This window comes from Azospirillum lipoferum (genome assembly GCF_024170005.1).
In the GTDB taxonomy this organism is placed as follows: Bacteria; Pseudomonadota; Alphaproteobacteria; order Azospirillales; family Azospirillaceae; genus Azospirillum; species Azospirillum lipoferum.
In genome coordinates this window covers 25,197-46,805 of the sequence record NZ_JALJXJ010000003.1, presented here as the reverse complement: position 1 = coordinate 46,805, position 21,609 = coordinate 25,197, and the positions used below count along the sequence as shown (strand labels likewise).

General features: G+C 68.5%; 21 protein-coding genes. 15 read left to right on the top strand and 6 right to left on the bottom strand.

Features of this window, described 5'->3' with window-relative positions; all coding sequences use genetic code 11:
* Window positions 1–74: 74 nt before the first annotated feature.
* Both J2848_RS07660 and J2848_RS07655 read right to left on the bottom strand, forming a co-directional pair.
* On the bottom strand, window positions 75–1,565 hold the full coding sequence (locus J2848_RS07660; RefSeq protein WP_149229579.1) for a DEAD/DEAH box helicase: 1,491 nt from the start codon (window positions 1,563–1,565) through the stop codon (window positions 75–77).
* A gap of 330 nt (window positions 1,566–1,895) precedes the next feature.
* Window positions 1,896–2,435, bottom strand: a complete 540-nt coding sequence (locus J2848_RS07655; RefSeq protein ID WP_149229580.1) for a superoxide dismutase family protein — start codon at window positions 2,433–2,435, stop codon at window positions 1,896–1,898.
* Window positions 2,436–2,576: 141 nt separating this feature from the next.
* Between J2848_RS07655 and J2848_RS07650 the strand changes: the two genes are divergently transcribed.
* The 10 genes from J2848_RS07650 to J2848_RS07605 all read left to right on the top strand — a co-directional run bounded on the left by J2848_RS07650 (window position 2,577) and on the right by J2848_RS07605 (window position 12,002).
* Entirely contained in the window at window positions 2,577–3,023 is a 447-nt protein-coding gene (locus J2848_RS07650; protein ID WP_149229581.1) for a Fur family transcriptional regulator, read from the top strand.
* A complete protein-coding gene (locus J2848_RS07645) occupies window positions 3,020–3,244 on the top strand; it encodes a hypothetical protein (protein WP_085090275.1) in 225 nt (74 codons plus the stop codon). The genes J2848_RS07650 and J2848_RS07645 overlap by 4 nt, the downstream gene beginning before the upstream one ends.
* A gap of 312 nt (window positions 3,245–3,556) precedes the next feature.
* Window positions 3,557–4,375, top strand: coding sequence for a phage capsid protein (locus tag J2848_RS07640; protein WP_149229582.1), 819 nt, complete (start codon window positions 3,557–3,559; stop codon window positions 4,373–4,375).
* Window positions 4,376–4,437: 62 nt separating this feature from the next.
* Complete coding sequence (locus J2848_RS07635) at window positions 4,438–4,710, top strand: hypothetical protein (protein WP_149229583.1); 273 nt, start codon at window positions 4,438–4,440, stop codon at window positions 4,708–4,710.
* 78 nt (window positions 4,711–4,788) lie between these two features.
* On the top strand, window positions 4,789–5,358 hold the full coding sequence (locus J2848_RS07630) for a phage connector family protein (RefSeq protein ID WP_149229584.1): 570 nt from the start codon (window positions 4,789–4,791) through the stop codon (window positions 5,356–5,358).
* The gene (locus J2848_RS07625) at window positions 5,358–7,253 is read left to right on the top strand and encodes a phage tail protein (protein WP_149229585.1); all 1,896 of its coding nucleotides are present in this window, start codon (window positions 5,358–5,360) and stop codon (window positions 7,251–7,253) included. Before J2848_RS07630 ends, J2848_RS07625 begins: the two co-directional genes overlap by 1 nt.
* Window positions 7,253–8,059: a hypothetical protein gene (locus J2848_RS07620; protein ID WP_149229586.1), complete on the top strand. Its 807-nt coding sequence runs from the start codon at window positions 7,253–7,255 to the stop codon at window positions 8,057–8,059. The genes J2848_RS07625 and J2848_RS07620 overlap by 1 nt, the downstream gene beginning before the upstream one ends.
* 33 nt (window positions 8,060–8,092) lie before the next feature.
* Entirely contained in the window at window positions 8,093–10,123 is a 2,031-nt protein-coding gene (locus J2848_RS07615) for a glycosyl hydrolase family 28-related protein (RefSeq protein WP_149229587.1), read from the top strand.
* A complete protein-coding gene (terL, locus tag J2848_RS07610; RefSeq protein ID WP_149229588.1) occupies window positions 10,120–11,646 on the top strand; it encodes a phage terminase large subunit in 1,527 nt (508 codons plus the stop codon). Before J2848_RS07615 ends, terL begins: the two co-directional genes overlap by 4 nt.
* Before the next feature lie 35 nt (window positions 11,647–11,681).
* The gene (locus J2848_RS07605) at window positions 11,682–12,002 is read left to right on the top strand and encodes a hypothetical protein (protein WP_149229589.1); all 321 of its coding nucleotides are present in this window, start codon (window positions 11,682–11,684) and stop codon (window positions 12,000–12,002) included.
* 14 nt (window positions 12,003–12,016) lie between these two features.
* Here J2848_RS07605 and J2848_RS07600 read toward each other — a convergent pair whose 3' ends face one another.
* Window positions 12,017–12,247, bottom strand: coding sequence for a hypothetical protein (locus tag J2848_RS07600; protein WP_149229590.1), 231 nt, complete (start codon window positions 12,245–12,247; stop codon window positions 12,017–12,019).
* Between the two features lie 332 nt (window positions 12,248–12,579).
* On the opposite strand from J2848_RS07600, the gene J2848_RS07595 reads away from it, so the two are divergent.
* From J2848_RS07595 to infC, 5 genes are all read left to right on the top strand, one after another.
* Window positions 12,580–12,954 (top strand): DUF952 domain-containing protein, encoded by a 375-nt coding sequence (locus J2848_RS07595; protein WP_149229591.1) that lies wholly within the window; start codon window positions 12,580–12,582, stop codon window positions 12,952–12,954.
* Window positions 12,951–14,024, top strand: coding sequence for a quinone-dependent dihydroorotate dehydrogenase (locus tag J2848_RS07590; protein ID WP_149229592.1), 1,074 nt, complete (start codon window positions 12,951–12,953; stop codon window positions 14,022–14,024). The genes J2848_RS07595 and J2848_RS07590 overlap by 4 nt, the downstream gene beginning before the upstream one ends.
* Before the next feature lie 117 nt (window positions 14,025–14,141).
* A complete protein-coding gene (locus J2848_RS07585; RefSeq protein ID WP_246193632.1) occupies window positions 14,142–15,386 on the top strand; it encodes an EAL domain-containing protein in 1,245 nt (414 codons plus the stop codon).
* A gap of 163 nt (window positions 15,387–15,549) precedes the next feature.
* Window positions 15,550–17,514, top strand: a complete 1,965-nt coding sequence (gene thrS / locus J2848_RS07580; protein ID WP_149229594.1) for a threonine--tRNA ligase — start codon at window positions 15,550–15,552, stop codon at window positions 17,512–17,514.
* Window positions 17,515–17,597: 83 nt separating this feature from the next.
* The gene (infC, locus tag J2848_RS07575) at window positions 17,598–18,125 is read left to right on the top strand and encodes a translation initiation factor IF-3 (RefSeq protein WP_042696225.1); all 528 of its coding nucleotides are present in this window, start codon (window positions 17,598–17,600) and stop codon (window positions 18,123–18,125) included.
* Between the two features lie 78 nt (window positions 18,126–18,203).
* Here infC and J2848_RS07570 read toward each other — a convergent pair whose 3' ends face one another.
* The 3 genes from J2848_RS07570 to J2848_RS07560 form a co-directional block, all read right to left on the bottom strand.
* Window positions 18,204–19,607 (bottom strand): CocE/NonD family hydrolase, encoded by a 1,404-nt coding sequence (locus tag J2848_RS07570; RefSeq protein WP_149229595.1) that lies wholly within the window; start codon window positions 19,605–19,607, stop codon window positions 18,204–18,206.
* 91 nt (window positions 19,608–19,698) lie between these two features.
* Window positions 19,699–19,896, bottom strand: coding sequence for a DUF2783 domain-containing protein (locus J2848_RS07565; protein ID WP_149229596.1), 198 nt, complete (start codon window positions 19,894–19,896; stop codon window positions 19,699–19,701).
* Window positions 19,897–19,922: 26 nt separating this feature from the next.
* Window positions 19,923–21,578 carry an FAD-dependent oxidoreductase gene (locus J2848_RS07560; protein ID WP_149229597.1) on the bottom strand — a complete coding sequence of 552 codons (1,656 nt, stop codon included), beginning with the start codon at window positions 21,576–21,578 and terminating at the stop codon, window positions 19,923–19,925.
* Window positions 21,579–21,609: the final 31 nt, after the last annotated feature.

Below are 21,609 nucleotides of genomic sequence, written 5' to 3'. Positions count from 1 at the left end.
CCTCCGGCCTGTATGAAAAGGGCCCCCTCTCGCTGGAGAGGGGGCCCTTTTTGTTCGGAGCGAGCACTCCGGGATCAGGCGGCGCTGGGCTTGCGGCGCATCGGGGTGTTGCCGCCGGGGGTGCCGGCCGCGCGCGGCGCCTGCTTGCCGCTGCCGTTGCCGCCATGGTTGCCGTGCGACACCGCGTGCGGGGCCGGGCGGCGGTCGTGGCGGTTCTGGTCGTTGCGGGCGGCGTCCGGACGCGGGGTGCCGGCCGGCTTGCCGGCCTTCTGCGGTGCCTTGCCGGGCTGCTGGGTGGCTTTGGCCGCCGCCTTCGGGGCCGCGGCAGGACGTGCCTGCTGCTGGTTGCGGTTGTTCTGGTTGCGGTTGCTGCCCGGCGCCTTGGGGCGGGGCGGCGGCTTGGACGAGGCGTGGATCTGCGCCACCTCCACCGCGTGGTAGGGATGGGTGGTGTCGGCCGGGATCGGCTGGCGGATCGTCTTCTCGATGTCCTTCAGATAGCCGACCTCTTCATGGTCGCAGAAGGACACGGCACTGCCATCGGTGCCGGCGCGCGCGGTCCGGCCGATGCGGTGGACATAGCTTTCCGGCTCGTTCGGCAGGTCGAAGTTGATGACGTGGCTGATGCCGTCGATGTCGATGCCGCGCGCGGCGATGTCGGTCGCCACCAGTGCCCGCAGCTCGCCGTTGCGGAAGCTCTCCAGCGCGCGGACGCGGGCCGACTGCGACTTGTCGCCATGGATGGCGTCGGCGGTGATGCCGGCCTTCTTCAGGTGGTCGGCGATGCGGTCGGCACCATGCTTGGTGCGGGCGAAGACGATGGTGCGGGCCATCGCCGAGTCTTCCAGCAGATCGGCCAGCAGGCGGCGCTTGTCGGCGCGGTCCACGAACAGGACACGCTGGTTGATGCGCTCCACCGTGGTCGACTGCGGTGTCACCTCGATACGCTCGGCCTCGGTCAGGATGCTGTTGGCGAGTTCCACCACCGCGTCGGGCATGGTGGCGGAGAACAGCAGGGTCTGCCGCTCCTTCGGCAGCACCGCGACCACCTTCCGCACGTCGCGGATGAAGCCCATGTCGAGCATGCGGTCGGCCTCGTCGAGGACGAACACCTCGATGCCGCCGAGGTTGACGTGGTTCTGCGCCATCAGGTCGAGCAGGCGGCCGGGAGTCGCGATCAGCACCTCGACGCCGCGGGCGATGGCGGCGACCTGCGGACTCTGGCCGACGCCGCCATGGATCACGGTGCGGCGGATCGGCAGATGGCGGCCGTAGGTGGTGAAGCTGTCGCCGATCTGCAGCGCCAGTTCGCGCGTCGGCGTCAGGATCAGCACGCGGGGCGACTTCGCGGCCACGCGCTTCTTGTTCTGGAACAGCCGCTGCAGGATCGGCAGCGTGAAGGCGGCGGTCTTGCCGGTGCCGGTCTGGGCGAGGCCGAGCACGTCGCGGCCGGCCAGCAGAAGCGGGATGGCGCCGGCCTGGATCGGCGTGGCCGTGGAGTATCCCTCCTCCGCGACGGCGCGCAGAAGAGGCTCGATCAGGCCGAGGCCGGAAAATTCGGTCATGGAGGCGATGGTCCTGGTCACCAGAATGGGGGCCGCGCCAGGAGGGAGCGGCCGGGCTTGCGCGCTCCGCGGCGGGTTGGCGCGGAGCCGTCGGACGGCGGGCGATCAGGTGCCTGCGCGGGCTTGCGCGGCGCCGGGCGCCGTCCGACCCCGGACAGATAGGGCCGGTGGCTTGATTTGGCAAGCAAACTCGGCGCGCGGCAGGGGTGCGCCGGCCGATTCGGACCGATTCGGGAGGATCAGGCGGAGGCTGGGCGGGAGAGGAGGGGGCGCGAGCCGGCACCGTTGTCTTGCGGCATATGGTCGCGCCCCGATGCCGTCCGCCGGAGCTTACGGCTTCTTGATGACGCCGCAGGCGATGCGGTCGCCGGAATTGCCGGCCGGCTGGCTGAGGTAGTCGTCGGGCTGGGCGTGGACGACGATCGAGGTGCCGCCCTGCTTGAACAGGCCGTCTGCACCGTCGGTCAGGGTCACCATGTGGGTGATCGCCTCGAACCCGGCCTTGCCGGCCTCGTTGGCCCAGATGTTGGGAAGCTCGCCATAATGCATGTGCTCGGCCTCAAGGCCGTGCTTGGCGCCCTGGGCGGCGAAATGGCCGCCGGCCGCCTTGAAGTCGGGGGTGCAGGCGCCGTTTTCGTGGATGTGGATGCCGTGCCAGCCCGGCGTCAGCCCTTCCAGCTGGCCATGGACGAGGATGCCGTGCGGGAACTTGGTGAAGGTGACGGTGCCCAGCGGCTTGCCCTGCGCATCGGCGATGGCGGCCTGGGCGGCGGGGGCCGGCGCGGGAGCGGATTGCTGGGCCAGCGCCGGAGCGGCCGCCAGCGACAGGCCGGCGAACAGCAGGGCCGGGATCAACGAAGTGCGGGACATTCGGTCGGGTCCTCCATTATGGCCGGTGCGCCTGGGCAGCCGGCGGGTTCGCGACTTTGCGCCGCTGCGAAACCGCTCTGGGATTGCGAACGGTTTTCAGTATGATGGGGGCATCGGCAAGCAAAGACCAGGGTTGGGGTTATGACGTCGCGTCTGGAAGCGTTGTGCATGGAGAAGGGGCTGAAGATGACCGGGCAGCGCCGGGTCATCTCCCAGGTGTTGTCGGAGGCGGACGACCATCCCGACGTCGAGGAGGTGCATCGCCGCGCCGTGCAGATCGACCCGCGCATCTCCATCGCCACTGTCTACCGTACCATGCGGCTGCTGGAGGATGCGCAGGTGATCGAGCGCGTCGACCTGGGCGACGGGCGCGCGCGGTACGAGGAGGCGACGGCCGACCACCACCACCATCTGATCGATACCCGCACCGGCCGGATCATCGAATTCGCCAGCCCGGAGCTGGAGGCGATGAAGGAGCGGATTGCCCGCGAGCTCGGCTACAAAATCGTCGGCCACCGGCTTGAAATCTACGGCGTGCCGCTGGACGACGCAGGTGACGACGCCCGGGATGAGGAGGAACGTCGATGACCGATCCCCGTTTCCTTGAAGCCGATCAGCCGATCGCCGACGCCATCGCCTGCCGCGACGCGGTGCAGCGCTGCTACTCCGGCCTGTGCCGGTGCGGGCAGCCCGAACGCTATGCGCTGGAAGCGGCGGTCACCGTCTACCGCTACCACCATCCGGAGATCCCGCCGGCCCAGGCGGAGACCATCGTCAGCCACTGGGTGGCCGGGCCGGTTCGGCATTGAGGGCTTATCGGGGGTGAGAGTGTATATGAAAATAGTCCTTGATCGTTTCCGCATAAAATCCTAAAACCACTCCTGTCAAGGCGATGGGTCCGCCCCCCGGATCCCAGCGCCCGACAGCACCAAAGCTCCCCCCTCGCTTCGGTCCGAAAAGGGCCGGTCGGACAGTCGAACGTCCGCCCGGCCCTTTTCGTTTTCGCGTTTCGCCCGCGGCCGGCGCTGCGTCCTGCGCGCATCTCCGACAACCGGATGGCGGAACGATTCCCCCCGCCATGCTCCGCGGGATCCGCAGGAACGCGAAAGGAAAACAACCCCATGTCGACCACGATCGCCCAGGCGTTCGTCAAGCAGTTCGAGCGCGAGGTCCACGAGGCCTATCAGCGCATGGGCTCGAAGCTGCGCAACACGGTGCGCAGCAAGAACAACGTGCAGGGCGCCTCCACCGTCTTCCAGAAGGTGGGCAAGGGTGCCGCCGCCACCAAGTCGCGGCACGGCGCGGTACCGGTGATGAATCTGGACCACACGCCGGTGGAATGCGCGCTGTACGACTTCTATGCCGGCGACTGGGTCGACCGGCTGGACGAGCTGAAGACCAACATCGACGAGCGGCAGATCATCGCCAATGCCGGCGCCTATGCGCTGGGCCGCAAGACCGACGAGATGCTGATCACCGAGTTGAACAAGTCCGTCAACTATGCCGGCAGCGCCGCCGACGGGCTGACCAAGGCCAAGATCCTGGCCGCCTTCGAGATGATGGGCGAGGCCGACGTGCCGGACGACGGTCAGCGCTATGCCGTCGTCGGCTGGAAGCAATGGAGCCAGCTGCTGGGCATCGAGGAGTTCGCCAGTTCCGATTATGTCGGCACCGACGAGCTGCCCTGGCGTGGCACCCAGGCCAAGCGCTGGCTCGGCACGCTGTGGCTGCCGCATTCCGGCCTGACGCTGAACGGCAATGTCCGGCTCTGCCACTGGTACCACAAGACGGCGGTCGGCCACGCGGCCGGCTCCGACGTGAAGACCGACATCACCTGGCACGGCGACCGCGCGGCGCACTTCGTCAACAACATGATGAGCCAGGGTGCCGCGCTGATCGACACCAGTGGCGTGGTCACCCTGCGCTGCCTGGAGAGCTGAGCGGGGGAGGGTGATCCTCCCTCTCTTCCGCATTCCGCACCAAAATCCGGAGTCTTCGATCCATGGCCTATGCGTCCAAGGATTTGAGCGTGCTTGCCTATGCGAACGGCTTCACGCTCTGGCACTACACCACGCGCGACGTGGCGACCGATGTCGACACCGCCGGCTACTTCAACGGGGCGGCCGATCTGCTGCGGGTGGGCGACATGCTGCTGGCGAACTGCGCGGTCGGCAGCGCCACCCCGGCGACCGGCGTGCTGGTGGTCGCGGCCAGTGCCGCTGGAGTGGTCGACGTTGCCAACCTGACGCCGTTTGGTAGCGTCAACAGCGACTGATCCGCCGAAGGGGAGGGTGCTGCACCTCGACCATAGGGCGGCGGCGCCCTTCCACCCCCCGCAACGGGAGACTTGCCCATGGCCCTGACCGCCATCGGCCTGTGCGGTCGTGCGCTGATCAAGCTCGGCGCCACCGCCATCGCTTCTTTCGACGACGGCACCGCCGAGGCGGAGGTGGCCGCCGCCCTCTACGGGCCGACGTGCGACGCGCTCTTGTCGGCCAATGCCTGGAGCTTCGCCAGCGTGCAGGCCACGCTGCCGCGGCTGACCGAGCCGCCGGTCGCCGATTACGCCTGCGCCTTCCAGCTGCCGGCCGATTTCCTGCGGGCGCTGGGGGCGGGTAGCAGCGGGCGGGGGCGCGGCCTGTCCTATCGCATCGTCGGGCGCACACTGCTGTGCGATGCCGACGCCGTCACCCTGTCCTATATCGGCCGCCCGGTGGAGGAGGATTTCCCTGCCTTCTTCGATCAGGCGCTGATCGCCCGGCTGGCTGCCGAGTTCTGCATCCCGCTGACCGAAAGCTCGACGCGGGCCGAGTTGCTGGCCCAACTGGCGGAGAGCGAGTTTCGCCGTGCCCGCCAGATCGACGCTCAGCAGGACAGCCAGGCCGGTTTCGAGGATTTCACTCTGATCGACGCGAGGGCCTGATGGGACGGCTGCATCAGGTCAAGACCAACTTCACCGCCGGCGAGGTGTCGCGCCGCCTGCTGGGGCGTGGCGACCTCAAGGCCTACGACAACGGCGCGCTGGCTCTGCGCAACCTGTTCATCGACCCGACCGGCGGGGTGACGCGGCGGTCGGGTCTTGCCTTCACAGCACTGGCCCGCGGCGACGGACGGCTGGTGGCCTTCGAGCGCAACAGCGAACAGACCTATCTGCTGGTCTTCACCGACCGCTGGATCGACCTGTTCCAGGGCGGGATCCTGCTGACGTCGGTTGCCGCACCCTGGACGTTGACGCAACTGGCGCAGATCACCTGGACCCAGAGCGCCGACACGCTGCTGGTCTGCCATCCCGACCTGCCGCCGCGCAGGCTGACGCGCGGTGAGGATGGCGGATGGACGCTGGCGGAATGGACTTTCGCGATGGAAGGGGAACTGGTGCGCACGCCCTTTCACCGTTTCGGCGATCCGGCGGTGACGGTGACGCCTTCGGGGACGGGCGGGGCGATCACGGTCACCGCATCGGCTCCAGTGTTCGATCCGCGCCAGGACGGCACCCGCATCCGCATCAAGGGCAAGCAACTGCTGGTCACCGGCGTGGTGTCGGCGACGCAGGTCAATGCGACGGTCAAGGAGACGCTGGCCGATACCCAGCCGACGACGCAGTGGCAGGAGCAGGCCTTCTCGGCCTTGCGCGGCTGGCCGGTGTCGGCGGCCTTCCATCAGGACCGGCTGGTGATCGGCGGGTCGCGCGACCTGCCCAACCGGCTGTGGCTGTCGCGCTCCGCCCAGATCTGGAACTTCGATCTCGGGGAGGGGCTCGACGATCAGGCCATCGAATTCGGCATCCTGTCCGATCAGGTGAATGCGGTGCGCGCCGTCTTCTCCGGCCGGCATCTGCAGGTCTTCACCTCGGGCGCAGAATATATGGTGACCGGCGACCCGCTGACCCCGCAGAGCATGCAGGTCAACCGTCAGACCCGCATCGGCTCGCCGATGGACCGCGCCATCCCGCCGCGCGACGTGGAGGGGGCGACGCTGTTCGTGCCACGCAACCGGCGCGAAATCCGTGAATTCCTCTACACCGACACCGAGGCCGCCTATCAGGCCAACGACCTCGCCCTGCTGGCCCGCCATCTGGTGGCGAGTCCGCGCGACCAGGATTACGACCAGAGCCGCCGGTTGCTGTTCGTGGCGATGGAGGACGGCACGCTGGGGGCGCTCACCGCCTACCGGGCGGAGGACGTCACCGCCTGGACCCTGCTGGAGACCGACGGGGCGGTACGCTCCGTCGCCGCGGTGGGGGACGAGGTCTATGTGCTGGTGGAGCGGCGCGGCGTGTGGACCGTCGAGCGGTTCGACGATGCGCTGAACCTCGACGCCGCGATCGCCGCCAAGCGGGGTGAGACAACCGCGGTCTGGGGCGGTCTGGCGCATCTGGAGGGGCGGACGGTCACCGTCGTCGCCGACGGGGTGATCCGCAACCCCGCCACCGTCCGGGCCGGCAGCGTCACGCTCGACCCGCCGGCGCGGAAGGTGGAGATCGGGCTGCCCTACACCCACCGGATCGAGCCGCTGCCGCCCAACCTGCTGGGGCAGGCGACCGGGGCCGACATCGTCCGGCTGGTCGCCGTCACCTTCCGGCTGGAGGAGACGGCGGCGCTGCGCGTCGACCTGGGGCGCGGGTTGCAGGAACTTCCTCTTCACCGGCTGGGGCCGCAACCTGCCGGCGGGGTGCCGCCGCGCGTGTCCGGCGACCGCCGGCTGCGGGCGCTCGGCTGGCGCCATGACACCGACCTGCCGCTTTGGCGCATCGAACAGGATGCGCCGCTGCCTTTCACGCTGCTTTCCGTGACCATGGAACTGAAGGTGAACGACTGATGGGTGGAATCACTCCCCTCGTGACCACGGCGCTGCCGCTGGCGAACTCCGTCATCGGCACCGTGCGCAACGCCAGCGCCGGCCAGTCCAGCGCAGCAGCGCAGCAGGCTGCCGCCCAACAAGCCGCTGCCGAGCTTGAGTACAAGCGCCAGCAGGATGCTGTACAGGCCGCAGCCGCCCAGGCGGCGCTGGAGCAGAAATACCGCGAGGAAGCGGCGGCGGCGGAACGCAGTGCCCAGGCCGCTGCCGCCTCCCGCCAGCAGCAGGCCCAGCTGGAGGCCGAGGCACAAGCCCGCCAGTGGGCGCATGACGCCGAGTTGCGTCAACAGGAGCAGGAGCTTCAGCACCAGAAGGACGAGGCCGCCGCCGTCGCCGCTGCGGCAGCGCGGGCCAAGGAGATGGACGACTTCCGCGGGGCCCAGGAACAGACCTTGGCCCAATTGCGTGCCAGCCAGGAGGCGGCGGTCGGTGTCAAGGAGACCGAGGCTCAGAGCCAGCTCGCCCAGTTGACCGCCGCCGCGGATGCCGCCGAGCAGCGCCGGCTTGCCGCCTTGCGCCAGGCGGTCAGCAAGACCCGCGCCGGGCTGGGCGCGCGTGGCGTCACCGCACAGGATGGGTCGGGCGAGGCGATCCTGCTGGGGCTGACCAACTCCAGCGAGACCGAGCGCAAGGACGCCCAGGCGACGGACCAGCTGAAACGCGCCGCCATCCAGCAGAGCTTGGACGAGGCCAAGCGCCGCAACCTGCTGGAGTTGTCGCAACTCGCCGACCGTCAGCGGCTGGAATACATGAGCAAGTTCTTTTGAGCGTGCTTTCTCCTGCTTGCCCGGAGCCCCCCGATGTCCACGTCGCTTCTCATCCCGCGCGGGACCCCGCGCGTGCAGTATCTCGCCGACGGCACACAGCGGGTCTTCACCTACCCGTTCCCGATCTTCGCCGACGAGGATCTCCAGGTCTTCCTGGGCGCGGCGCTCCAGAGCACCGGCTATGCCGTCGGCGGCGCTGGTGCAACTGCGGGCGGGGCGGTGACCTTCGCCGCCGCTCCGGCGGAGGGGACAATCGTGCTGCTGCGCCGCCGGCTGCCGATCGAGCGGCGCAGCGATTTTGGCGAGAGTGGACCGCTACCGGCCGCCGCCCTCAATGGCGAGCTGGACAGGCTGACGGCGATGCTCCAGCAGGTGGCGGGCGATCAGGAGTTGATGCTGCGCTATGGCGACAGCGACCTGCCGTCCTCCCCCCTGCTGCCGGAACGGGCCTTGCGCCAGGGCAAGCTGCTGGCTTTCGACAGTGCCGGCAATCCCACCGTCCGCCCCCCGGTGGACGAGGAGGCGCTGGCGACCTATGTGCCGCCGGGGGCTGGAGCCACCGCCAGGCCGGTGCGCGACAAGCTGGCCGATCTCGTGTCGGTCAGGGATTTCGGCGCGGTGGGTGACGGGCTGGTCGACGACACGCTGGCCCTGCAAACGGCGCTGACCTCCGCGCGCGCGGTGTTCGTGCCGCCGGGGACCTACCGCATCTTCAACACGCTGACGCTCGGCCATGGGCGGACGCTGTATGGGGCGGGGCAGGCGTCGGTGATCCGGGGAGCGTCCACCGGTTTCGACCTGATCCACCTGCCGGACGGCTACGCTACCCTGTCGGGCCTGCGGCTGGAGCAGGGCAAGGCGGGGGTGCGGCTGTTCGGGCGCGACGGCCCCTGCGTGCAGAACAGCCTGACCGACCTGACCCTGTGGGAGCCGGAGGTCGGGCTGGTCTTCGACGGTTATATCGACCCGAACCTGCCCTGCTACTGGAACAACATCGCCCGCGTGCTGGTGGCGCGGCCGTCGCGCCATGGGGTGTGGCTGACGCGGACGGGGGCGGGTGACACGCCGAACGCCAACCGTTTCCACGCCGTGCGGATCTATTCACTGTCGGCGCCGATGACCGGCTGCGGCTTCTTCGTCGAGCAGGGACGCTTCAACAACGCCTTCTTCGACTGCGAGGCCAATCTGTGGCCGGAGGCGGAAGCCTGCTTCCGCGTCGGTGCCGTCACCGACAAGACGCTGATCGTGAATTTCTACGCCGAATCGCTGGGGGCGCTGCCGAACCTGCAAATCGATGCCGGATCGGTCGAGACGGCGGTCGTCAACCTGTTCTCCGCCGCCGCCGGGCCAGCGATCCTCGACCGCTCCGGCGGGCAGTACACGGCAGTCAATGCCGGCTATCCGGAGAAGAACCGGCTTCAGCGCAGCCGAGTCACCGAACTTGTGGTGGAGGCGTTGCGTTACGACACCGATTATATCGAGCCGGTGCATGGCGGGGTGGTGGCGCTGGACCTGACCAGTTCGGTCTATCTGGCCAGCGCCTATGCCGGGCCGGTCGAGTTGCGCCTGCCGAAGGCAGGGGACGCCAACGGCCATGCGGTGACGATCAAGCGTACCGATGCGTCGGCCAACCCGCTGACGGTGACCGAGACCGGCGGGCCGGGGCCGGACGGGCGGGTGCTGTCGCTCGGCAACCGGTACGACTTCGTGACGCTGGTGTCGAACGGGGCCGGCTGGTGGATCGTCGCCGGCAACAGCCAGCCCGGCAACGCCCGCTACCACGAGACCCCCGGCCTGTTCGAGCCGGACCTGAACCAGCAGCTCTATCTGGTCAGCGCCTGGAACGGGGCGGTGGAGGTGCGGCTGCCGGCGCCGTCGGCTCCGCACGCGGTCGGGCGCACGGTCACCGTCAAGAAGTCCGACACCGGGAGCAACCGCGTCACCGTCACCCAGGCCGGCGGCGGAGGGCCGGACAATGAAGCCATCGCGTTGACCGCGCAGGGCCATGCGGTGACGGCGATGTCGAACGGCGCCGGCTGGCACATCCTGGGGCGGAATCCATGACGGGGAAGGATGACGACGGTTTCCCTGCCTTCGTCCAGGGCTGGAACGCCATGGTGGAGCTGAAGACGCCGGCCCACCATGCGCGGATGGCGGGCTGGCTGGAAAAGCATATGGCCGGGCAGAACCGGCGCATGCTGCTGATGGCCTTCCGCGGATCCGGCAAATCGACCCTGGTCGGACTATTCGCGGCTTGGCTGCTCCTGCGCGATCCCAACCGCCGGCTGCTGGTTCTGGCCGCCGACCTGAAGCTGGCGATGAAGATGGTGCGCAACGTCAAGCGCATCCTGGAGCGCCATCCCGATTGCAGCCATCTGAAGCCGCCGGCCAAGGAGCGCGACCAGTGGGCGGCCGATCGCTTCACCGTGCTGCGGCCGATGGAACTGCGCGACCCGTCGATGGCGGCGGCCGGCATCGGCGGCAACATCACCGGCAGCCGCGCCGATGTGGTGATCTGCGACGATGTCGAGGTGCCGCGCAACGCCGACACCGCTGTGAAGCGCGCTGCCCTGCGCGAACGCCTGTCGGAGCTGGACTATGTGCTGGTGCCGGGCGGGGCGCAGCTCTATGTCGGCACGCCGCATGCACAGGACAGCCTCTATGCCGAGGAGACCGACGACGGCAGTCCGCCCTTTCTGGACGAGTTCGAGCGAATGGTGCTGCCGGTCTACACCGAGGACTCCCAGGGCAACCGCAGCTACACCTGGAAGGAACGATTCGGCGAGGCGCATGTCGCCCGCATCCGTAAATCCACCGGTCCCAACAAGTTCACCAGCCAGATGCTGTTGCGCCCGGTCAGCATCACCGACGGGGTGCTGGATGTCGGCAGGCTCGGCCGCTACGACGCGGAACTGGAGTATCGCGAGGCGCTGGGCCGTGCGGCGCTGACGCTGGACGGGGTGAAGCTGGTCTCCGCCACCTGCTGGTGGGACCCGGCCTTCGTCCGGCCGGCGGGGGAGGGCGACGGCAGAATCAAAAGCGGTGACGGCAGCGTGGTCGCCGCCGTCTTCGCCGGGGAGAACGAGCACTTCTACCTGCACCGGGTGCTGTATCTGGCGGTCGATCCCAGGGCGGAGGAGACGGAGGCCGACCAGCAATGCCGGCAGGTCTCCCGCTTTCTGGCCGACAACCATCTGCCGGCGGTCCACATCGAGATCAATGGCCTCGGCCGTTTCCTGCCCGGACTGCTGCGCAAACGGCTGCGCGACGACCGGCTGGCCGCCGGGGTGGTCGAGCAGAACAGCCGCACGCCCAAGGCGGAGCGCATCATCAAGGCCTTCAACGCTCTGCTGGCCGACCGCCGCCTGCTGGTCCACCGGCAGGTCTGGGAAACGCCGCTGATCCGCGAAATGCGCGACTGGCGCCCCGATGGCCGCTATCGCGGACCCGATGACGGGCTGGACGCGGTGGCCGGCTGTCTGGGCGCCGAACCCTACCGCTTCGACCGCAGCACGAATCCGCCCGAGCGCCGTCCCGACTGGCGCGGTGCGGGTGCCGTGGTGGCGCCTGCGGACTGGGAGCTTTGAGTTGTTTCCTCACCCCACACGAACGGGAGACCCCGATGCATGATGCCCTGACCGGAGGCCTGGATCTCGTCTGGTGGATCACCGCGGTCGAGCTGCCGGCGCTGGGCGGGCTGTTCTGGCTGATTGCGCGGGTGCGCAAGGATGCCGACAGCGCGCTGGACGATCTGCGCAACCGGGCGGAGGAGGCCCAGGCGCAGGTGCGCGAGAGCCTTGCCGCATACAAGCTGGAGGTCGCGAAGACCTATGTCTCCTTCGCGACGCTCAAGGACGTGGAGCAGCGCCTGACCGACCATCTGCTGCGAATCGAGACCAAGCTCGATTCGGGCCTCATGCCCTTCGAAGGCGGACGGCGCTGAGGGGTGTGGCCGCTTCAGTCGGCGTGGTGGATCATCGCCTGGTAGATTTTCCAGGCGATCTCCACCGACACGCCGCCGGCCCGCGCACCGGACGCCAGCATGGTGGCGCTCGGCTTCAGCGGGACCGCGGTCTGACCCGGCTCGCACAGCGCGCCCATGGCGGTAACCGAGGCGCCCAGGGAGCCGCCGAGATCCGTGTCGCGGGACTGGGTCTTCTTCATCAGGCTCATGGAAATCGCGTTCATGGCGGGTCCTCCGTTGACTTGGAACTGTCACAGCAAAAGCGGTGCCAAACGGTGGCCGCAGCCCAAGTCACGGGAATCGCGGGGATTGTGCGGAGAAAGCCGCTGGTCCGGCGGAACATGGCGCCGCCGAATTTCAAAAATACCCGCAAAATGCCGAATAGTTTCGAGCGTGCTTTGCAAAATGCAACGCGCCACGCGTGCGGAATTGCATTCGGGGAGCCGATCCTGCGTTGTGCCGCCGCTCGCGTTCCGGGAGCGGCCGCTGCCGCGGCGCGGCTGCGGCTTCGAGGTCTCTGGCCGCCGGCCGTGCGTTACGTTAGTGTCCGACCGTCATGACCGACCGCATCATTCACCACATGTGCCGCGCGGACGAGTGGGACGCCGCCCGCCCGGCCGGCCGCTATCCCGGCTCGTCCCAGGATGTCCAGGACGGCTTCATCCATTTCTCGACCGCCGCACAGGTGGTGGAGAGCGCCGCTAAGCATCGCGCCGGCCAGGACGGCCTGCTGCTGTTGACGGTGGACGCCGACCGGCTGGGCGACGCGCTGCGCTGGGAGCCGTCGCGCGGCGGGCAGCTGTTCCCGCATCTCTATGCGCCGCTGCCGATGGATGCCGTGCTGCGCGCCGATCCGCTGCCGCTGGGGCCGGACGGGCGGCATGTCTTCCCGGCCGGCTTCCCCTTCACCCTCCAGGACCTCGTTCCGTGATCGACTTCTATCCGCTTGCCGGGCCGCTGCTGTTCCGCTTCGACCCTGAGACCGCGCATGGCCTGACCATCAAGGCGCTGAAGTCCGGGCTGGTCCCGCCGGCCCGCGGCAGGGACGAGCCGGCGCTGCACACCCGTGTCTGGGGGCTGGACTTCACCAATCCGGTCGGTCTGGCCGCCGGCTTCGACAAGAATGCCGAGGTGGTCGACGCCATGCTGAAGCTGGGGTTCGGCTTCGTCGAACCCGGCAGCGTCACCCCGCGGCCGCAGCCCGGCAACCCGCGCCCCCGCCTGTTCCGGCTGGTCGAGCAGCGGGCGGTCATCAACCGCATGGGCTTCAACAACGAGGGGCTGGAAGCTTTCGCCCAGCGGCTGGAGCGGCGCCGCAATAGCGGCAGATGCGCGTCCGGCATCGTCGGAGCCAATCTGGGCAAGAACAAGGACACGGTGGACGCCGCCGACGACTACGTGATCGGTGTGCGCCGTCTGGCGTCGCTGGCCGACTATCTGGTCGTCAACGTCTCCTCCCCCAACACGCCGGGCCTGCGCGCGCTCCAGGGCCGCGACCCGCTGCGCGCCCTGCTGGAACGGGTGCTGGAGGCGCGGGCCGCCTGCGGGCTGACCCGCAATCCGCCGTTGCTGCTCAAGATCGCCCCCGACCTGACGGTGGAGGACAAGAGCGACATCGCCGCGGTGGCGCTGGAGTCCGGCATCGACGGGCTGATCGTCTCCAACACCACCATCGCCCGGCCCGACGGCATCCCGACGGCGATGCGCAGCGAGGCCGGCGGTCTGTCCGGCGCACCGTTGTTCGAGGCGTCGACTTCCGTCCTGCGCGAGATCTACGCACTGACCGGCGGCAAACTGCCGATCGTCGGCGTCGGCGGCGTGGCGACGGGCGAGGACGCCTATGCCAAGGTTCGGGCCGGCGCCTCGCTGGTGCAGCTCTATTCGGCGATGGTCTATGCCGGGCCGGCGGTGGTCCACCGCATCCGCCGCGAATTGGCTGAGCTGCTGCGCCGCGACGGCTTCCGGTCGGTCGCCGAAGCGGTGGGGGCGGATCACCGCTGAGGCTGCGCAGGATGCGAGAGGCAGGGGCGTAGCATTAACGGATCGTCAAGCGGGCATCCCGACAGTGAGGAGCCCGCCACGGTTCCGTGTCATGCTCCTGCCGGAGGCTGCGCACCCGTGAAGGCTCTGACCGCCGATCTTCGCCTCGGAACCGCCGTTTCCACCGCGGCCGTTCCCATCACCCCGGTTCCTGCGATGACCCTGCTGACGCACCTCGTCTATGCGCTGGCCTATCTGATCGCCGGGGTTTCGGCCGGTGCGGCGCTGTGGGCGCTGCGTCCGGAGGCCGATCCGCTGGTGGCGTGGCTGGCCGGCGCGCTGGTGGTGCTGGGCGGGGCGCTGGTCCATGAGGTGGTGACGCGGCTGGAGCGCGAGCGCAAGGCCGCCCGCCGCATCGCCCGCCTGAACGACCGGGTGGAGGAACTGGCCCATCTGCTGGAGCAGCGGCTTGCGGCCGATCCCGGCGCCCAGCCCGACGGCGCTGTCCGCTACGATGCGGTGATGCAGGAGGTGAAGCTTCTACAATCTTTGGTCTCCCGCCTGACCGAACGCCGCGCCCCGCGTCCGCCGGCCGCCAGTGCGGAGCGTCGTCCCACGCCGTCCGCCGCGCCCGTGGCGCCGCCGATGGATGACGCCGCGGTGCTGGAGGCGGTGCGCGACGCGCTGAAGGCCGACCGCATCGACGTCTATCTCCAGCCCATCGTCAGCCTGCCCCAGCGCAAGCATCGCTTCTACGAGGTGTTCTCGCGCGTGCGGGCCGCCGACGGGCAGCAGATCATGCCCGACCGGTATCTCGACATCGCCGGGCGCGAGGGGCTGATCTCCACCATCGACAATCTGCTGCTGGTCCGCTGCGTTCAGCTGATCCGTGAGACGGAGCGGCGCCAGCATGCCATCGGCTTCTTCGCCAACATCTCCGCCGCGACGCTGGCCGATGCGGAATTCATGCGCCACTTCCTGAACATGATGGCGCAGAACCATGCCCTGGTGCCCAAGCTGCTGTTCGAGCTGAGCCAGCACGACCTGCGCGCCGGCGGAGCCGTGACGATGGGCATCCTGTCGCAGTTGGCGCGGCTGGGCTTCCGCTTCTCGATGGATCAGGTGACCGACCTCGCCATCGACCTGGACCGGTTGCTGCGCCACGAGTTCCGCTGCATCAAGCTGGACCGCGCCCTGGTGCTGGATTCCGCCAATGCCGAGCGTGTCCGGGAACTGCGCCGCCGCTGTGCCGCCGAGGGCATCGACCTGATCGTTGAGAAGATCGAGACGGAGAACCAGCTGGTCGACGTGCTCGACACCGGCTTCGACTTCGGCCAGGGCTACCTGTTCGGCGAACCGCGGCTGAGCCGGAAGCCGGAGTGAGGGTAAGCCGGGACCGATGCCGGGTTGTGGCGACAATGCAGCGTTGGCCTGTCCACACCCTTGATTTCCGCAGCCGCGCTTGACATTCCCCCACGCGGCGATGGAAATTTCGCGTTCCCGGCCAAGTCCGGGCACCCGATGCGGGTGAGACCAACACTAGTAAATGGTGACTTCGGTGACGTCCAACATCGCCATCACGCTGCCCGACGGCAGCGTGCGGGAGTTCGACCGGCCGGTGACGGGGCTTGAGATTGCCCAGTCCATCGGTTCGCGCCTGGCCAAAGATGCGCTTGCCGTCAAGATCGACGGCACGGTGAAGGACCTTACCACCACCGTCACTACCAACGCCAAGATCGAGATCGTTACGCGCAACCACGCCGACGCCCTCGATGTCATCCGCCACGACGCCGCCCATGTGCTGGCCGACGCGGTGCAGAAGCTCTATCCCGGCACGCAGGTCACGATCGGCCCGTCGATCGCCACCGGCTTCTACTATGACTTCGCGCGCGACGAGCCGTTCACGCCCGAGGATCTGGAGAAGATCGAGGCGAAGATGCGCGAGATCGTCGGGGCCGACATCCCGATCGTGCGCGAGGTGTGGGATCGCGACGAGGCGGTCGCCTATTTCAAGAAGCTCGGCGAGCATTACAAGGCCGAACTGATCGAGGCGATCCCGCAGGGCGAGCCGGTGTCGATCTACCGCCAGGGCGACTGGCTGGATCTGTGCCGCGGCCCGCACGCCATGACCACCGGCAAGGTCGGCCAGGGCTTCAAGCTGATGAAGGTGGCCGGCGCCTATTGGCGCGGCGACAGCCGCAACCCGATGCTCCAGCGCATCTACGGCACCGCCTGGCGCGACGAGAAGGAGCTGAAGGCCTATCTGCACCAGATCGAGGAGGCGGAGAAGCGCGACCACCGCAAACTGGGCAAGGAACTGGACCTGTTCCATGTGCAGGAGGAGGCGGTCGGCTCGGTCTTCTGGCATCCGAAGGGCTGGACGCTCTACCGGACGCTGGAAAACTACATCCGCACCAAGCTGAAGGGCGCGGGATACGTCGAGGTCAAGACGCCGCAGCTGATCGACAGCTCGCTGTTCAAGGCGTCTGGCCACTGGGACATGTATGGCGACAACATGTTCAAGGTGGAGGCCGACGGCGGCGAGAAGCTGCTGGGCATCAAGCCGATGAACTGCCCCGGCCATGTCCAGATCTTCCGCCACGGCCTGCGTTCCTACCGCGACCTGCCGATCCGCATGGCGGAATTCGGCGCCTGCCACCGCAACGAGCCGTCGGGTGCCCTGCACGGCATCATGCGTGTCCGCGCCTTTACCCAGGACGACGCCCACATCTTCTGCACCGAGGATCAGGTGCAGAGCGAGGCGGCCGAGTATTTCAAGTTGCAGCTCGGCGTCTACAAGGACCTGGGCTTCGACAAGATCTCGGTCAAGCTGGCGCTGCGTCCGGACGTTCGCACCGGCGCTGACGAGCTGTGGGACCGGGCCGAGGGGGCGCTGGCCCAGGCGCTGCGCGACGCCGGGCTGGAGTATGAGGAGTTGCCGGGCGAAGGCGCCTTCTACGGTCCGAAGGTGGAGTTCCACCTGACCGACGCCATCGGCCGCACCTGGCAGTGCGGCACCTTGCAGTACGACCCGAACCTGCCGGAGCGGCTCGATGCCAGCTATATCGGCGAGGATGGCGCCCGCCACCGGCCGATCATGCTGCACCGCGCCATCCTGGGCTCGATGGAACGCTTCATCGGCATGCTGATCGAGCATTACGCCGGCAAGTTCCCGCTGTGGCTGTCGCCGGTGCAGGTCACCGTCGCCACCATCACCAGCGAGGCCGACGGCTATGCCGAGGAGGTCGCTGCCCTGCTGAAGCGGAAGGGCCTGCGCGTCGAACTCGACACCCGCAACGAGAAGATCAACCTGAAGGTCCGCGAGCACAGCCTGCAGAAGGTCCCTCTGATGCTGGTTGTCGGAAAGCGCGAGGCGGAAGAGCGGACGGTCGCGCTCCGCGTGCTGGGCGGCAAGGATCAGGAAATTCTTGCCCTCGACGCGGCGGTGACTAAACTGGTTGAGGAAGCGAAATCGCCGGCGGGCGAGGTCGCGACCGATTCGCCGTTTTAACCGACCGCGCGACGCCGCCGGCCTTCCTCTGGACGGCCGGCTTCCGCGTGGTTTCAGACCATGGAGAAGCGTCCATAGCCAGGATCCCGTCCGAAGCCGCCCCGACCCGCGATGGACCGCGGGTTAACCGGGAGATCTCGGCTCGTTCCGTTCGTCTCGTCGGTGCCGACGGTGAGATGATCGGGGTGGTGTCGTTGCGCGATGCACTGCTGGCCGCTGAGGATGCCGGTCTCGATCTGGTCGAGATCGCTCCCCAGGCGGAACCGCCCGTCTGCAAAATCCTCGACTATGGCAAGTTCAAGTACGAGGCGCAGAAGAAGGCGAACGAGGCCCGCAAGAAGCAGAAGATCATCGAGGTCAAGGAGATCAAGCTCCGGCCGAATATCGATGACAACGACTATGACGTGAAGATGCGCTCGGCGCGCCGTTTCCTTGAGGAGGGCGACAAGGTCAAGGTGACCCTGCGCTTCCGCGGCCGTGAAATGGCGCACCAGGATCTGGGTATGAATGTGCTGGTCCGCGTCCGGGACGAGCTGGAGGCGCTGGCGAAGGTCGAGCAGATGCCGAAACTCGAAGGCCGTCAGATGGTCATGGTGCTGGCTCCGCGCTGAAGCGTGGTGACGTTGCGAAAAGGGCCCGTCCGGGATGTCGGACGGGCCCTTTTCATTTATGGTCGTGGGACGCCACGCTCACCGTAGCGGCTGGTCGTCGACGATCACGACATAGCAGGTGTGGCGGGTGAATTTGGCGCAATTGTCGAGCGCGCCGCGGCGGGCGGCGTCCTCGCTGGGCATGCCGGACTTCCAGCCGAAGGCGCCGTCCTGCGACACGGCGAAGGCCTTGCGTCCCCCCGCCGAGACATAGGCGTCGAACTTGTCGCGCCCGGCGGCCGACAGTTCCGGCGGCGGTTCCAGGCGGACATGCGTGCTGCGCGGACCCTGTGCTGCGGGTGCCATCGGTGCCGCAGCCGCCATATCGGCGCCGGCACCCGCCGGCCGGTCGTTGAGATAGGCGATGCGGCAGCCCTTCTGGCTGTGCGACATGCAGTTTTCCAGCGCGCCTTTCTGCGCCTCGTCCAGGCTGCGCATGCCGGACTTCCAGCCATAGGCGCCGTCGGGCGACACGGCGAAGGCCTTGTTGCCGCCGGCCTCGACATAGGCGGGGAACTTCGCCCGGCTGGCGGCCGGCAGTTCCGGCGGTGGGGGCAGTGCCGGGAGCGATACCGTTATCGGCGTGCCGCGCGGGACCAGCCCGTTCTTCGCCAGGAAGCCGTCGACCATCGGCGTCCATTGCGGGATGGCGGCGCCGAAGAAGCCATGCCCGTCCTTGCCGTTGGGCGGGGCGGCGATGAACTCCGCCCGCCCGCCCGACTGGGTGAAGGCCCCCCACATGCGCCGGGCGAGGTCGGGGCCGAAGAACAGGTCGTTCTCGGAATAGATCCACAGGGTGGGGACGCGGGAACTGCGGCCCATCGTGCCGAAGGCCCCGACCAGCCGGTCCTCCACACAGACCTGGTTGTCGGCGACCGAACCGCGGCCGCCGGCGAAGCTGATGACCGCCTTCAGCCCCGGCGGCGGATCGGCGCTGAGTGCGATGCTGGCGAGCCCGCCGGCCGACACGCCGACCGCCAGGATGCGGCTGGCGTCGGCGAAGGGCTGGGCCGCGACATAGCGGATGGCCTGACGCAGGTCTTCGCTGCTCTGGCGGGCGGACTGCATGTAGTCGGGGTTGTTGCAGGGACCGGTCGACTCGCTGTAGGGGCCGTCCGACCCGCCATAGCCGCGCCGCATCACCGCCACCACCGCCCAGCCGCGCCGGGCGAACTCGCGGGCTTCCGGCAGGTAGCGCAGCGGCGTCATCTGCGCCCGGTCCGCCGGGTTGCGCGGCGCGCCATGGCTGAGGATGGCGATGGGGTAGGGACCGGGACCGTCCGGCCGCAGCACCATCGCCTCCAGCGTGGCGGAACTGCCGTCGGGGAAGCGGGTGGGGATCGACAGCGCCGTCTGCGTCAGACCTTCGGCCAGGGCGGGGCCGCAGTTCAGCAGCAGGAAGAGCAGGGCGAACAGGCGGCGCAGGGGCTTGGCGGGAGTCATGGTCTGGCGCAGTCTCCACGAAGGGAAGGGCTCTGCGCCTTTGTACGCCATCCTGGGCTTGGCGTCAGCGGGGGAGGGGCTGGCGCCCTCCTCACTCCACCCCCTGCCGCGCCGCCCGCAGCGCCTCCGCCAGCACCTCCGCGTCGCCGATATGGTTGGCGAGCAGCAGGATCAGCTTGGCGTTCAGGCGGGTGCTCTGGTCGGGGGTCAGGTCGCGGTGACTGTCGATCAGCAGTTGATAGACGTCGTCCGGGCTGGCGAAGCGCTGCTCGGTCATCAGTTTGGCCATGGGAGGGGGCTCCAGGAGTTCGAATGTCAGCGGCCGGTGGCGCGGTACAGCGCGGCGGACAGGGCCGCGGCGTCGAAGCGGCGCCAGCGGGCGGCGATGTGCTGGTCGGGGCGGATCAGATAGACGCTGCCGGGCGCCAGGTCGTAGCGTTCGCGCAGGCGGCCGGCGCTGTCCACCAGTTCCCCGGCGATGCCGCGGCGCCGCTCGGTCACCGCGTGCCACGCCAGCGGCAGTGGTCCAGCGGCAAGGCTGTCCAGCGCCTTCGCCACCTCTGCCGGGACCGGGTCGTCACCTGCGGCGTAGAGCACGGTGAAGCGGCCGTCCAGCGCCTCCATCAGCCAACCGGGGTGGCTGTCGCGTTCCACCGGCGCGTCGGTGGCGGGAGCGCCCGGCACCATCCTGCCGGCGAAAACGTCGTTGTCCGGCGTGTTCAGCGGGCTGTCGGTATAGGTGGTGGGTGTGGACAGCCGGCCGGAATTGACCAGCGAGCGGGCGAAGGGCTGGTCGACCGCCAGTTCCAGCACGGCATCGCGAAAGACGCGGCTCATCTCGCTCTTCGGCGTGATGAAGTCGGTGGAGCGGGTGGAGTTCAGGAGGTTCTCCCTGGCCGCCGCCACCCGCTCGTCACTGTAGCTGTCCAACAGCGATTCGGGCGCCTTGCCGTCCAGCACCAGCGCCAGCTTCCACACCAGATTGTCGGCGTCGGGCACCCCGCTGTTGGCGCCACGTGCGCCGAAGGGCGAGACCTGATGCGCCGAATCGCCGGCGAACAGGATGCGGCCATGGCGGAACCGCTCCAGCCGGCGGCACTGGAAGGTGTAGACCGACACCCATTCCAGCTCGAACGGCGTGTCGGCGCCCAGCATCGCCTGGACGCGGGGGATGACGCGTTCCGGCTTCTTCTCCTCCTCCGGGTCGGCGTCCCAGCCCAGCTGGAAGTCCAGGCGCCAGACATTGTCGGGCTGCATGTGCAGCAGGGCCGACTGCTTGCGGTGGAAGGGCGGGTCGAACCAGAACCAGCGTTCCGCCGGGAAATCGGCCTTCATCACCACGTCGGCGATCAGGAAGCGGTCCTTGAATACCTCCCCCTGGAAGTCCAGCCCCAGCATCTTGCGCACCGACGACCTGGCGCCGTCGCAGGCGATCACCCACCCGGCCTCCACCGCATGGACGCCGTCGGGCGTTTCCACCTGAAGCACGACATGGTCGGCCTCCTGCTTGGCGGAAATGACGCGGGAAAGCCAGCGCAGGTCGATCAGGTCGCTTTTCAGGGCCTCCGAAACCAGGAAATCCTCCAGGTAATATTGCTGGAGGTTGATGAAGGCGGGGATCTTGTGGTCCGGCTCCGGCAGCAGGTCGAACTGGTAGACCATGCGGTCGCCGTTGAAGACCTTGCCGATCTTCCACACGACTCCCTTGTCGATCATGCGCTGGCCGACGCCCAGCCGCTCCCACACCTCCAGCGCGCGCTTGGCGTAGCAGACGGCGCGGCTGCCGACGCTGACGGTGTCCTCGGCGTCGAGCACCACCACCGGCACGCCCTTGCGCGCGAAGTCGAGTGCCGCGGTCAGCCCGACCGGGCCGGCGCCGATGACCACCACCGGATGGCGCCGGACGGTGCCGGTGCGCTGTTCGTCGGAGGGTGTGAAGCTGTATTTCGGATAGCTGAAGGTCGCGTGCATTGGGCGTTTCCTCCCCCGGAAACCATGATCG